The organism is Corynebacterium maris DSM 45190 (assembly GCF_000442645.1).
In the GTDB taxonomy this organism is placed as follows: domain Bacteria; phylum Actinomycetota; class Actinomycetes; order Mycobacteriales; family Mycobacteriaceae; genus Corynebacterium; species Corynebacterium maris.
Genome location: NC_021915.1, coordinates 1,918,270 through 1,930,760, shown reverse-complemented (window position 1 = coordinate 1,930,760; position 12,491 = coordinate 1,918,270). Strand labels below are relative to the sequence as shown.

The 12,491-nt window shown below is 64.3% G+C and carries 10 protein-coding genes and 1 riboswitch; of the genes, 8 read left to right on the top strand and 2 right to left on the bottom strand.

The window, feature by feature from the left end; genetic code table 11:
• Window positions 1-50 precede the first annotated feature (50 nt).
• Entirely contained in the window at window positions 51-686 is a 636-nt protein-coding gene (locus B841_RS09060; RefSeq protein WP_169466587.1) for a DUF1345 domain-containing protein, read from the bottom strand.
• 5 nt (window positions 687-691) lie between these two features.
• Window positions 692-2,620, bottom strand: coding sequence for an asparagine synthase (glutamine-hydrolyzing) (gene asnB, locus B841_RS09055; protein WP_020935195.1), 1,929 nt, complete (start codon window positions 2,618-2,620; stop codon window positions 692-694).
• Window positions 2,621-3,104: 484 nt separating this feature from the next.
• Between asnB and ctaC the strand changes: the two genes are divergently transcribed.
• The 8 genes from ctaC (at window position 3,105) to B841_RS09015 (ending at window position 12,472) form a co-directional block, all read left to right on the top strand.
• A complete protein-coding gene (gene ctaC / locus B841_RS09050) occupies window positions 3,105-4,199 on the top strand; it encodes an aa3-type cytochrome oxidase subunit II (RefSeq protein WP_041631850.1) in 1,095 nt (364 codons plus the stop codon).
• A 32-nt stretch (window positions 4,200-4,231) separates the two neighbouring features.
• Complete coding sequence (gene ctaF, locus B841_RS09045; RefSeq protein WP_020935193.1) at window positions 4,232-4,663, top strand: aa3-type cytochrome oxidase subunit IV; 432 nt, start codon at window positions 4,232-4,234, stop codon at window positions 4,661-4,663.
• Between the two features lie 534 nt (window positions 4,664-5,197).
• Window positions 5,198-5,812 carry an aa3-type cytochrome oxidase subunit III gene (ctaE, locus tag B841_RS09040; RefSeq protein WP_211215534.1) on the top strand — a complete coding sequence of 205 codons (615 nt, stop codon included), beginning with the start codon at window positions 5,198-5,200 and terminating at the stop codon, window positions 5,810-5,812.
• A gap of 85 nt (window positions 5,813-5,897) precedes the next feature.
• Window positions 5,898-6,788, top strand: coding sequence for a cytochrome bc1 complex diheme cytochrome c subunit (gene qcrC / locus B841_RS09035; protein ID WP_041631849.1), 891 nt, complete (start codon window positions 5,898-5,900; stop codon window positions 6,786-6,788).
• Window positions 6,785-8,005, top strand: a complete 1,221-nt coding sequence (gene qcrA, locus B841_RS09030) for a cytochrome bc1 complex Rieske iron-sulfur subunit (protein ID WP_020935190.1) — start codon at window positions 6,785-6,787, stop codon at window positions 8,003-8,005. The genes qcrC and qcrA overlap by 4 nt, the downstream gene beginning before the upstream one ends.
• Window positions 8,005-9,648 (top strand): cytochrome bc1 complex cytochrome b subunit, encoded by a 1,644-nt coding sequence (qcrB, locus tag B841_RS09025; protein WP_020935189.1) that lies wholly within the window; start codon window positions 8,005-8,007, stop codon window positions 9,646-9,648. The genes qcrA and qcrB overlap by 1 nt, the downstream gene beginning before the upstream one ends.
• Window positions 9,649-10,340: 692 nt before the next feature.
• A riboswitch (cyclic di-AMP (ydaO/yuaA leader) is annotated at window positions 10,341-10,514 on the top strand.
• Between the two features lie 10 nt (window positions 10,515-10,524).
• Window positions 10,525-11,268, top strand: a complete 744-nt coding sequence (locus B841_RS09020) for a C40 family peptidase (RefSeq protein WP_020935188.1) — start codon at window positions 10,525-10,527, stop codon at window positions 11,266-11,268.
• 157 nt (window positions 11,269-11,425) lie between these two features.
• Window positions 11,426-12,472 (top strand): C40 family peptidase, encoded by a 1,047-nt coding sequence (locus B841_RS09015; RefSeq protein ID WP_245561037.1) that lies wholly within the window; start codon window positions 11,426-11,428, stop codon window positions 12,470-12,472.
• The last annotated feature ends 19 nt before the right edge of the window (window positions 12,473-12,491 follow it).

The following is a 12,491-nucleotide window of genomic DNA, read 5'->3' as shown; positions in this document are numbered from 1 at the left end:
ACCCTGTGTAAGGGTGAGCCGGGGCCCGTGATGCTTGCCGACGCCCCGCGTCAGATCACGCTGACGGCCAGGTTGACCACCATCGCCAGGATGACCGTGCCGAACATGAAGGAATACAACGCATGCGTCAGGGCGGTGCGTCGCATCTCGCTGCCCGTGAAACTCATGTCCGAGGCCGCGTAGGTCATGCCCACGGTGAAAGCCAGGTACGCGAAGTCGAGGTACCGGGGCTCCTCGGTGCCGGGGAAGTCGACCGTCCCGTCATCGTCCTCGTCGTAGTGCACGCTGGCATAGCGCAGGGTGTACACCATGTGCACCTGCACCCAACTGGCCACGACCACCGCCAACGCGACCACCGCCTCGAAAATGGCGACGACCCCTCCTTCCGCCTGAGCGTGAAAGAGCAGCAGCACGATGGCCGCGAGCGAAAATATCGAGGAGACCAGCAGGAACATCTGCCTGGCTCGCAGGCTCGGCGACTCGCCGGTGGCGTGGCTGCGAGTGTCCGTCGCACTCGCCCCCGTGATCGACCGCCAGGCCAAGACGCTGAACGTCAGCGCGGCGACGCCCCACCCGTAGGCGGGGGCGTGCCACCACGTGGTGAAGAAACCGGCGGCCACGCCGGCGAGGACGCCGGTCACGGCCATGACCGCGACGCGGACGCGTTCCTCTGAACGGGCGGACATGCTCATTACAGGTCGACCGGGTAGTCCTTCTGTTCGATCTTCGGATCGATGCGCTTCTCCACGAAAATGCCGTGCCAGACCATGAAGCACAGCACCGTCCACAGGCGGCGCGAGTGGTCGGCCACGCCGTCGCGGTGTTCCTTGAGCATTTCCAGGACCTGCGGCTTGTTGAAGATGTCCTCGGTCTGCGACTCAGTGATCGTGTCCTGCGCCCAGCCGAAGAGCTCGTCGCCGGCCAGCCAGTGGCGCATGGGCACGGGGAAGCCGAGCTTCTTGCGGTGCAGCACATGGCCGGGCACGATCTGCTCCAGCGCCTTGCGCAGCGCGTACTTGGTGGTGCCGTTCGCGATCTTCAGATCGTGCGGGATGGTCTGCGCGACGCGGAAGACCTCTTTGTCCAAAAACGGCACGCGCAGTTCCAGGGAGTTGGCCATGTTGATCTTGTCGGCCTTGACCAGAATGTCGCCGCGCATCCAGGTGAACAGGTCCAGGTGCTGCATGCGGGCCACCGGGTCCATGCCGAGTTCTTCGCTGACCTGATAGATCGGGGCGGTGACCTCGCGGTGATCCCACTCGGGCTTCGCCCAGGGCAGCACGCGCTGCAGCTGCTCGAAGTTGAAGTTGCGGGCGTTGCCGTAATAGCGGGTCTCCATCGGCTGGGTGCCGCGCTCCAGCAGCGACTTGCCCTTCATGCCCTCCGGCAGCACCTCGCCCAGTTTACGCAATCCCTTGAGCAGGGCAGAAGGGACTTTTTCGAAGGGCGCGAGCGACAGCGGTTCCTGATAGATGGTGTAGCCGCCGAACAGCTCGTCCGCGCCTTCGCCGGAGAGCACGACCTTGACGTGCTTGCGAGCTTCCTGGGCGACGAAGAACAGCGGCACCAGGGAGGGGTCGGCGACCGGGTCGTCGAGGTACCACATGATCTTCGGGATCGCGTCGGCGTACTCCTCGGGGGAGACGATCTTGACGATGTGCTCGACGCCGATGGCCTCCGCCGACTCCGCGGCGACGTCGACCTCGGAGTAACCTTCGCGCTCGAAGCCGGTGGTGAAGGTCAGCAGGTCCGGGTTGTGGCGCTTGGCCAGCGCCGCGATGGCGGTGGAGTCGATGCCGCCGGAGAGGAACGACCCGACGGTGACGTCGGCGCGCATGTGCTTGGCGACGGAATCCTCCAGCGCCTCCGCGATCTTGTCGAAGAGCCGCTGTTCGCCGCCCTTGGGTACTGGAGTGACCTCGAAGGCCGGCTTGAAGTAACGCTTCGCCTCGACGTCGCCGCCCGGTTTCAAGGTGACCGTGCAGCCCGCCTCCACACGGCGGATTTCCCGGTGCAGGCTCTCCGGTTCCGGCGTGTACTGCAGGGCGACGTAGTGCTGAATCGCACGACGGTCAAGTTCCGTGCCTAGACCGATGGCGTCGGCCATCTCCAGGATGGACTTCTTCTCGGAGGCGAAGACCGTGCCGGCTGCGGTGGTGGCGTAGTACAGCGGCTTGATGCCGAACTGGTCACGCGCCGCGAACATCGTCTTGGTCTCCGTGTCCCAGATGGCGAAGGCGAACATGCCGCGGAGGCGCTCGACCACCTTCTCGCCCCAGTGGTGGTAGCCCACCGCGATGGTTTCCGAGTCGCCGGCGGTGGCGAACTCGTAACCGAGTCCGGTGAGCTCCTCTCGGAGTTCGATGAAGTTGTAGATTTCACCGTTGAAGGTCATGGCGTAGCGTTCGGCGTTGCCCTCCGGCCCCCAGCGCAGCGGCTGGTGGGAGTGCTCGAGGTCGATGATCGACAGACGGTTGAAGCCGAAGAGGGCGTCGTCATCGTGCCAGGTTCCGGCCGCATCCGGACCGCGGTGGTGCATGCAGGGGAGGCCGGCCTCGACGGCGCCGGCGTAACTGCCGGCGTCACCCTTGGAGGCCAGCATTGCGAGTAGACCGCACATAGTCCTGAATTACTCCTTAATATATAAGGCCCTGACGAGGCTCGGGGCCGCGCCAGGATGGCATAAGTATGCTCCCCACTTTAGGGCGGGGGAGCGTCCAGCGCGTAACGGCCATGCGGGGGACAGGAGCGATCAATGTTTGTGGGGACGTCGCGTCGTTTTTCCGTGAGCGGGCAGGGGGCAGGAGGGGGATGTGCCTCTCAATCTTGTGAACCCGCCCGAAAGGGTGGGAACTTTCGTATGATGCCGGCTCGGCTCGCTGTGTAGTCCCTCACATGGTTTTCCCTGCCCGCGGCCACTGTGTGGGGCGCCACCTGCGGGAGTGGTTCGGGGTGGGTGGAACTTTCGATCTAGCTTGGGGGATGTCTGTTCGCGCGGATTCCTGAGCTGAGGCCGGAAGTGGGGCGGGGGTGGGATAGTCTGGGCGAGTAGGAATGTCGCATTAGGGCATTCGAGGTTTGTGTGGACAGGAAGGCAGACACACGTGGAACAGCGTAAGAAGCGTGGCACCGCCCGGAAGGCAGCCCTTGGTGGCGCGATTGCGTTTGGCGCACTCGCGTTGACTGGTTGTGAGGTGGCCCCTCCGGGAGCGTTGGCCAACGTTCTGGACATGGGCTGGCCGGATCCGGTTACTCCGGAGGGCGAGTCCATGTACAACTTCTGGATTTGGGTCTGGCTCACCGCCTGGACCATCGGCATCATCATGTGGGCCCTCATGATCACCGCCATCGTGCGGTGGAACCGCAAGCGTCAGGAGAAGCAGGGCAAGGGTGAATTCCCGAAGCAGCTGCAGTACAACGTTCCCCTTGAGCTGGTGCTGACGGGCGTCCCCATCGCCATCGTCATGGTGCTGTTCTTCTTTACCGTCCAAACCCAGCAAAAGGTCGTGGCCCTGGACAAGGACCCGGACGTGACCGTCGACGTCACCGCCTTCCAGTGGAACTGGAAGTTCGGCTACCAGAACGTCGCCGCGGAACTCAGCCCCACCGGCTCGGCGTACAACGGCATCGACGAGGAACGCACCGCCCTCGCCGAGGAAACCAGGTTTGACCCGGAGGACGGCTCCGTCGAAAACCCGAACCCGATTCACGGCCAGTCCAAGGGTGACCAGACCTACCTGAACTTCAACGAGATCGAGACCGTGGGCTCCACGGAAGAGGTTCCGGTTCTGGTTCTCCCGTCCGAAACCCCGATCGAGTTCCAGCTCGCCTCCGGCGACGTCGCCCACTCCTTCTGGGTCCCGGAGTTCCTGTTCAAGCGTGACGCGTTCGCCCACCCGGAGAACAACCAGCAGCAGCGTGCGTTCCAGGTCGAGTCCATCGAGGAAGGCGCCTTTGTGGGTCGCTGTGCCGAGATGTGTGGCACCTACCACGCGATGATGAACTTCGAGCTCCGCGTCGTCTCTCCGGAGGCCTTCACGGACTACCTGGAGTTCCGTCAGGACAACCCCGAGGCACCGAACTCTGAGGCGCTGGCGGCCATCGGCGAAGACCCGTACGCCGTCACCACTGCACCGTTCGTCGCCGACCGTCAGACCCGTGACGGTGAGAACTTCGTCGACAACAACGCAAACGTCTAACCCATTTAATTAAGGCTTAAGGAGAAGATCAAATGCGTCCTGGTGCAAAAGTAATGTTCGCCATCGCCGCGTTCCTCGGCTTGGTCGCGCTCGTGTACATCTTCGGCACGATGTGGCTGCAGGACGATGCTTACCTCTACGGCGTGGAGTGGGCCGGCGTCACCGCCATCGTGCTGGCCTTCGGCCTCGCCATGATGCTGGGCACCTACCTTCAGTTCACCTCGAACCGCATCGACGTGCTGCCGGAGGACTGGGAGGAGGCCGAGGTGGAGGACAAGGCCGGCGTGCTGGGCTTCTTCTCGCCGGGCTCCATCTGGCCCTTCGCCATGACGATGGCCATCGGCGTCCTCGGTTTCGGCATCGTGTTCCTCTACTACTGGATGATCGCGCTCGGCGCCCTCATGCTGATCTGGGCCACCACCATGCTGTCCCTGCAGTACGGCATGCCGAAGGAAAAGCACTAGTTTAAATCCCTTCGGCGGGGGAGCCCCGCCGAAGGCACGATCTGCCTTCCCACACTCTCGCGGGCGCCCCACTCAGCCGTGCACGGCTGAGTGGGGCGCCCCGTCTGTGTTTTCTATGGCAATGATGAGACTTCCTCCTAGTGGCGGCGGCCGAGAAGCATAACGGGCACAGGAAACTCCCAGAAGGTGAATGTCCGAAAGCGTAGGGGTCAACCGAAAGTAGGTTTCCTGCGGGAATGTGCGGGCCCTTTTGTGAACTTTCTCTCCGGTGGGATCGGGCCAGGTCAGGGCTCAATTTTCTTTTCCGGCAGGGGGTGGGTGGCCGGGAGGAGAGTGTCGCCGGTGCGGTGATGGTCGAAGTGACCTGCGAAAACCCGGGTGTCGGATAGCTCGCCGCAAAAGTTCCCGGGGGTGTCGAAAGGAGCCCCCAGAAGTTCTCAATTCCCTAAAATGCCAGGTGAATGGCTTTTCGGAGAAGAAATGTCGGGGGTAGGCAAAGTGACTTTGCCTCCGATTCGGGCCATACTTGCAGGCGTGACGAGCGCAGTTTCTAACCCCAGCATGGCGACACCGCAGCGTGTGCCCACACTGAACCGTCCCAATATTGTCAGTGTGGGTACCATCGCGTTCCTGTCGCAGGAATTGATGTTTTTCGCCGGACTGTTCGCGATGTACTTCACATCGCGGGCTAACGGTCAAGCAGGTGATTGGGCGGAACAGGTTTCGAACCTGAACGTCATCTACGGACTGGTCATCACGATCATCCTGGTCACCTCTTCCGTTACCGCACAGTTCGGCGTGTTCGCGGCCGAAAGGGGGGATGTATATGGCCTCCGCAAGTGGTTCACAATCACGGTCGTCCTAGGAGTTATCTTCCTGGGCCTGGTCGGATTCGAGTGGTACGAGATGATCGTCCACGGCGTGACTATCCAGTCCAGCGTTTACGGATCGGTGTTCTACATAATCACCGGCTTCCACATGCTGCACGTCGCCGCCGGCATCATCGCCTTCATCGTCGTGATCATGCGAGTGACGAAGTCGAAGTTCACCCCGGCGCAGGCAACCGCCGCAATGGGCGTGTCCTACTACTGGCACTTCGTCGACGTCATCTGGATCGGCGTCTTCATCATCCTGTACCTCATCCAATAAGGCGGTCGTCCGCTGAGGGCGCTTAGGCGCCCTCGCCGCCGACGCCCCTTCACTTTCCACTCACGGACAGAAACGAACTAGGAAAATGATGGATAACAATCCCACCCCCACACCGGCTGAGTCCGGTGCGGCTACCCCGGCCAAAAAGGCCCGTCGCCGCCGCAAGTTCCGCCGCACCGCGGCCGGAGCCTTTGCGCTGACCGTCGGACTGACCGGCGCAGGCGTCCTCGGCTCCGCCTTGACCCCTGACGCACAGGTCGCCACCGCCCAGCGCGACGACCAGGCGCTCATCCAGGAGGGCAAGGACATCTACGACGTCGCTTGCATCACCTGCCACGGCGCCAACTTGCAGGGCGTCCAGGACCGCGGCCCGTCCTTGATCGGCGTCGGCGAAGGCTCCGTGTACTTCCAGGTGCACTCCGGACGCATGCCGATGATGTCCAACGACGCCCAGGCCGAGCGCAAGACCCCGCGCTACACCGAGCAGCAGACGCTGGCGCTCTCCGCCTACGTCGCAGCCAACGGTGGCGGCCCAGAGCTCGTGTACAACGAGGACGGCAGCATCGCCATGGAGGAGCTGCGAGGCTCCAACTACAACGGCCAGATTCAGGCCGAGGACATCGCCCGTGGTGGCGAGCTGTTCCGCCTGAACTGCGCCTCCTGCCACAACTTCACCGGCCGTGGTGGCGCACTGTCGTCCGGTAAGTACGCTCCGGGCCTTGACCCGGCCAATGAGCAGGAGATCTACCAGGCCATGCTCACCGGCCCACAGAACATGCCGAAGTTCTCCGATCGTCAGCTCAGCGCCGACGAGAAGGAAGACATCATCGCGTACATCAAGGCAGCCAAGGAGACTCCGAACCCGGGTGGCTGGAGCATCGGTGGCCTGGGCCCGGTCGCTGAGGGCGTCGCAATGTGGGTTATCGGTATCACCGCGCTGATCGGCGCTGCACTGTGGATTGGATCGCGTTCATGAGCAATGAAGTGAAGAAGGATTACACCGACCGCGAACTCGCGTCGATGAGCAATGAAGAGCTCGCCCGCCTCGGCACCGAACTCGACGGCGTCACCGTCGCGTACCGCAAGAACCGCTGGCCGGTCGAGAACGATCCGGCGGAGAAGCGCGCCGCCAACGGCATCGCGATCTGGCTGGGCGTCTCCATCATCATGGCCATCGCGTTCCTCGTGGTCTACCTGTTCTGGCCGTGGGAGTTCCGCAACCTCGGTGAAGAAGGCCACCTCTGGCACACGTTCTACACCCCGGCACTCGGCCTGACGTCCGGCATCTCGATCCTTGCCCTCGGCATGGCCGTGATCCTGTACGTCAAGAAGTTCATCCCGGAAGAGATCTCGGTGCAGCGCCGTCACGACGGCCCCTCCGAGGAGGTCGACCGTCGCACGATCACCGCGCTGCTCAACGATGCCTGGAGCACCTCCACGCTCGGCCGCCGCGCCACGATCAAGGGCATGCTCGGCACCGCCGGCGTGCTCTTCGGCCTGGTCGTCATCGCCCCGCTGGGCGGCGCCATCAAGAACCCGTGGCGCGCCCGCGAAATGGACTACTACGGCGACGGCACCCTGTGGACCTCCGGCTGGACCCTGCACGAGCAGGGCGTGAAGCTCTACCTCGCCCGCGACATCGGCGCCATCGCCGAAGAGCACGAGGGCGAGGGCGGCACCCACTACACCACCACCGGCGTGTCCCGCCTCATGCGTGTTCGCCCGGAGGACCTGGACGCCGGCGGCATGGAGACGGTCTTCCCGCTCGCCGACGAAGACGTCAACGACGGCGATCGTTACGATCCGGCCCGCGACGTCTACGAGAACCACATGCACTCGATCCATGGACCGCGTAACCCGGTCATGCTGATTCGTCTGCGCACCTCTGACGCCGAGCGCGTGATCGAGCGTGAGGGACAGGAAGACTTCCACTACGGCGATTACTACGCCTACTCGAAGATTTGCACGCACATCGGCTGCCCGACCTCGCTCTATGAGGCTCAGACCAACCGCATTCTGTGCCCGTGCCACCAGTCGCAGTTCGACGCACTGCAGTACGGCAAGCCGGTCTTCGGCCCCGCCGCACGCGCACTGCCGCAGCTGCCGATCACCATTGACGAAGAGGGCTACCTCATCGCCAGGGACAACTTCATTGAGCCCCTTGGCCCGGCATTCTGGGAGCGTAAGTCGTAATGAGCACTAAAACTGATAACCGCGCAGGAGCGAACTTCGGCAACGCCGTTGATTCGCGTTTCACTGTCGCAGGATTCCTCCGCCCGCAGCTGAACAAGGTCTTCCCGACCCACTGGTCGTTCATGCTCGGCGAGATCGCCCTGTACAGCTTCATCATCCTGCTTCTGACCGGCGTCTACCTGGCGCTGTTCTTCGACCCGTCGATCACCAAGGTGATTTACGACGGCGCCTACCTCCCGCTCAACGGCGTGGAGATGTCGCGTGCCTACGCGACGGCCCTGGACATTTCCTTCGACGTCCGTGGCGGGTTGTTCGTCCGCCAGATGCACCACTGGGCCGCCCTGATGTTCATGATGGCCATGGTCGCGCACATGCTGCGCATCTTCTTCACCGGCGCGTTCCGTCGGCCGCGTGAGGCCAACTGGATCATCGGCGTCACCCTGATTCTGCTGGGCATGGTCGAAGGCTTCCTCGGCTACTCCCTGCCGGACGAGCTGCTCTCCGGCACCGGCCTGCGCATCATGTCCGCCATGATCATGGCTGCCCCGATCATCGGCACCTGGCTGCACTGGGCGATCTTCGGCGGCGACTTCCCGTCGGATCTGATGTTGGACCGTTTCTACATCCTCCACGTGCTGGTTCTGCCGGGCATCATCCTGGCGTTGATCGCGGCCCACCTGCTTTTGGTCTGGTACCAGAAGCACACCCAGTTCCCGGGGCCGGGCCGCACCGAAGACAACGTGGTGGGCATCAGAATCATGCCGGTGTTCGCGACGAAGGCGATAGGCATGGGCTTCTTCGTCGCCGGTATCCTTGCGCTGATGTCCGGTCTGACCACCATTAACCCGATCTGGAACCTGGGCCCCTACAACCCGTCGCAGGTTTCGGCGGGTTCTCAGCCTGACGTGTACATGCTCTGGACCGACGGCCTGGCCCGTGTCATGCCGGCGTGGGAACTCTACATCGGCAACTACACGATTTCGGGCGCAGTCTGGGTGCTGATCCTCGCCGTGGTCATGGTCGTCCTGCTCATGGCCTATCCGTGGATCGAGAAGAAGGCGACGGGCGACGACGCCCACCACAACCTTCTGCAGCGTCCGCGCGACGTGCCGGTTCGCTCCGGCATCGGCGCCATGGCCATCGTGTTCTTCATGCTGACCACCATCTCCGGCGGCAACGACCACATCGCCCACTTCTTCCAGGTCTCGCTGAACGCGATGACCTGGCTGGGCCGCATCGGTCTGATCGTCCTGCCGCCGCTGGCGTACTTCATCACCTACCGCATCTGTGTCTCCCTGCAGCGCGCGGACCGCGAGGTGCTGGAGCACGGCCTGGAGACCGGCGTCATCAAGCAGCTGCCCAACGGCGCCTTCGTCGAGGTCCACCAGCCGCTCGGCCCGGTCGACGAGAACGGTAACCCGGTTCCGCTCGACTACGCCGGCGCCAAGGTGCCGAAGCAGCTCAACGAGCTCGGTTACGCCGACGCTGCCCCGCAGGGCTCCTTCTTCAGCCCGGATGACCCCTCGATCGTCGAGAAGCGCATCCGCACTCATGAGGAAAACGCCCGCGAAGAGGCGCAGATGTACCAGGAGCTCAACCGTGCGAACCGCGAAGCGGACGATCGCAAGGGTCTGAACGACTAGTATTCGCGTCAGTAACATGCTGTAAAGCGCTCACAAGGCCGCAGCCCCCGGACATGGTTCCGGGGGCTGCGGCCTTGTCTCATGCCTTCTCTATGGGGCTCGTGTCTTGGCGGGTCGGCAGGAGGCCCATAGGACGGCCCTGCAGGGGGAGAGGGCGCCACGAGGGAAGGAGAGCGTGACGTGAGGACCGTCTCGGCGGTTCAGGGGGCAGCGAGCCCGTCAGATCGCCGGGTCCGCCCTACTATGCGCGCGGATAGTCCACGATTGCCTCAGCCGGAGCGGGAAGGTGGTCGGGAGTAGGTAACGACGAGTGCGAAAGAAGGGAGGAGAGCGCTGAAAGGGGTGATTGTGGCTGGGGTGTGGGTAAAGTCACCTTTGGCGCCTTGGTGGAGGGGTCGGGGCGTCCCGGCGTCGTGAAGGCGAGTGCCGGGGTCCGGAAAAGCGCCGTCATCCGTGCTGGCCGTCACGCATTTATTCAGCGGCGTCATGGAGGCGCGGGAAAAATTCTGCGAAAGAGAGAATGGGCTCCCGCTTGGTTTCAGAACGGTAACAGCGCAATAACGGGCCGGTTTTTCGTGCCCCGCTGGACATCCTTCGTTGCAGTTTCGTAACCTGTTCGAGACATTGCGGATCCCACCGGGACCGAATGGTACGAACTGAACACAACGCAGTCGAATCTCGGCGAGCGACCGACGGCAGATCCGCCGGATGCCCGCACGAGAGCCGGGGACCCAGACACACCCAGGGGTTCATTCCGCGGACGGGGTGCACGAAGATCGCGAGCGATCGTCGGCACGGAGGACGCGGGAGGGAAAATTCTGTTTCCTCACCCGACAGCTAACTCGGCAGACGCACAGAGAACTTGGAGTTTTATTCGTGGCTACGCATCGCCAGAGCAACAGCAACACCCGTCGTTTCGCCGCGGCCACCGTGGCCGCAGCGAGCGTCGCTGTGCTGACCCCGGGCTTCGCATCCGCAGCAGAGGTCAACATCCCGAACACCGGCATCGCCGTTGAGGTTCCGGGCATCGAGAACGTCCCCGGCATCGAGTCCATCCCGGGCATCGAACAGTGGATCCCGTCCCTGCAGGGCTCGACCTACGCCAACACCGACGTGCAGTCCACCATCGACCAGGTTCGCGCGATGCCGGGCTCCTCCGCGATCCCGGGCTTCCAGGACTTTCTGGACAGCGCCGCCCAGGACGTCGCCCCGGCCAACACCCCGGCAGTGACCCAGGCGGCCGCCGCCATGCAGCCCGCCGTCGCTCCGGTCGCCAGCACCGGCCAGGCCATCGTCGACGCCGCCCGCTCTAAGCTCGGCGCACCCTATGCCTGGGGCGCCACGGGCCCGAACGCCTTCGACTGCTCCGGACTGACCACCTGGGCCTACCAGCAGGCCGGCAAGAACATCCCGCGCACCTCCGGCGCCCAGGCCTCCGCCGGCATGAACGTGCCGCTGGACCAGCTGCAGCCGGGTGACATCATCGCCTACTACTCCGGCGCCTCCCACGTGGGCATCTACACCGGCAACGGCACCATCATCGACGCACTGAACAGCGGCACCCCGGTCGCCGAGCGTCCGCTGCACTACATGCCGATCCACTCCGCGGTCCGCTTCTAACAGCCGCCCGCGCAGGCATGGACCCGTTTCCCCGCACCCGTACGAGTGCGTCGGGAAGCGGGTTTTCTCATCCGCCCGGCAGGGGGCCGGCGCCCGTTCACCGTGCGGTTACGCGGGGGCGGGGGATGAGCTTTATACTGATCCAGGTTTGTCATTCATGAATAAAGGCACAGAGGAATCCATGCACTCTTCGAAGTCGTTCCGTCGTCGGCGGGGCATTGTCGCATCGTCCACCGCGTTTCTCACGTTGATGACGGGCGCCGTGGTGGCGGGCACCGCCGGAGCGGACGAGGTCGACGACCTGATCGCCGAACTGGACGGCGTCTCCGAGCAAGTCAGCGCGAAGAACGAAGACGTCAAGCAACTCGAGGACGACGTCGCGGCCAGCGGCCGTACGCTCGAGGAGCTGGAAGCCCGCGCCGTGACGGCGGGGGAGAAGGCCGCCGAGGCGAGCCAGCTGCATGCCCTCTTCCAGGAAGAGGTCGACGGCCTGGCGTCGGCCAAGTACCGCGGCGTGGCCGTGGACTCAGCGGTGAGTCTGGCGGCCGCGAACAACCCGCAGAACATGATCGACCGTTCCGCCTACCTGGGGGCGCTCGGCCGGGACTCCGCGCAGGGCCTCGCCGACTTGGAGGAGGCCGTGACCGCGGCGGCGCGGGAGGCCTCGGCCGCCCACGCGGCGGTGGCCGCGGCTGACTTCAACCGCTCCCAGCTGGCGGCGAAGCACCGCGAGCTCGACGAGGAGCGCCTGCAGCTGCAGGATCAGATCGGGTCGATCGAGGCGCGGATCAACGCCCTGGACGGTGCGGCAGCCGAGCGGTGGGAGAACAAGAACCAGCCGGAGGCGCCGGCCGCGCCGGCGGACGCGTCCGGCGTCGTGGCGGCGGCGTTGGCCCAGCTCGGCTCTCCCTACGGATGGGGCGCCACGGGTCCGAGCGCTTTCGACTGCTCCGGGCTGATGGTGTGGGCCTACCAACAGATGGGGCAGAACATCCCGCGGACCTCCCAGGCGCAGATCGCCGGCGGCGCCTCCGTCAGCCGCGCGGAGTTGCAGCCCGGCGACATCGTCGGGTTCTACCCCGGGGTGACGCACGTGGGCATGTACATCGGCAACGGCCAGCTCGTCCACGCCTCCGACTACGGGGTCCCGGTGCAGGTGGTCAGCGTCGACTCCATGCCGTGGGCGGGGGCTTCGCGCTACTAGCCTGCGCCGCTAAGCTGCT

What these genes read in the sequence shown, in the direction of transcription:
- B841_RS09060 (WP_169466587.1), bottom strand. Translation starts at nt 686, where the DNA reads ATGTCCGCCCGTTCAGAGGAACGCGTCCGCGTCGCGGTCATGGCCGTG.
- asnB (WP_020935195.1), bottom strand. Translation starts at nt 2,620, where the DNA reads ATGTGCGGTCTACTCGCAATGCTGGCCTCCAAGGGTGACGCCGGCAGT.
- ctaF (WP_020935193.1), top strand. Translation starts at nt 4,232, where the DNA reads ATGCGTCCTGGTGCAAAAGTAATGTTCGCCATCGCCGCGTTCCTCGGC.
- qcrC (WP_041631849.1), top strand. Translation starts at nt 5,898, where the DNA reads ATGATGGATAACAATCCCACCCCCACACCGGCTGAGTCCGGTGCGGCT.
- qcrA (WP_020935190.1), top strand. Translation starts at nt 6,785, where the DNA reads ATGAGCAATGAAGTGAAGAAGGATTACACCGACCGCGAACTCGCGTCG.
- qcrB (WP_020935189.1), top strand. Translation starts at nt 8,005, where the DNA reads ATGAGCACTAAAACTGATAACCGCGCAGGAGCGAACTTCGGCAACGCC.
- B841_RS09015 (WP_245561037.1), top strand. Translation starts at nt 11,426, where the DNA reads ATGAATAAAGGCACAGAGGAATCCATGCACTCTTCGAAGTCGTTCCGT.